This window comes from Paenibacillus sp. NRS-1781 (assembly GCF_050467745.1).
Classification (GTDB): domain Bacteria; phylum Bacillota; class Bacilli; order Paenibacillales; family Paenibacillaceae; genus Paenibacillus; species Paenibacillus terrae_A.
Genome location: NZ_JBITPI010000101.1, coordinates 1 through 502 on the forward strand (window position 1 = coordinate 1; position 502 = coordinate 502).

1 pseudogene is annotated in these 502 nt (G+C 38.2%); it reads left to right on the forward strand.

The features are described from left to right. Nucleotides 1–92 precede the first annotated feature (92 nt). Nucleotides 93–502, forward strand: a pseudogene (locus ACIFO6_RS24070) (hypothetical protein); the annotation flags it as partial.

Consider the following 502-nt stretch of genomic DNA (forward strand, 5'->3'; position numbering starts at 1 on the left):
GATGATTTTACGGTACATATGAGAAAGGAGTTATACCTATTGAAACGATAAAGCAAGATGAACAACGACAGGCTGAGTTGCTTAAGCAGTATATGGAGAAGCATTTTAAACCACCGAAAATGAAACAACTGATCGAAACGTTCTCTTTTTCTGAACTACGCAAGCTTATAGGTGAGATGGACATTGAGTTTTTCGCTTTAGCCTATTTTCCTAAATACTTTGATCGAGCATTTGGACAGTTTCACAAAGAGCTATTCACGGAATTAAGACATATGCTTGCAAATAGAGGACTGATTACGGCTTTCGGCCTCCCTAGGGAACATGGAAAGTCCACGATCAGTTCTTTTTTATTTCCGCTATATGCGACTTTATATGATAAATCTCAGTTTACGCTGATTATATCTGCAACAGAGCAAATTGCTCTTCCGTTCCTTGATATGATCAAAGATGAACTGGAAACAAATCAGATGCTGATTGAGGATTTTGGGATTCGTAAAGGGAG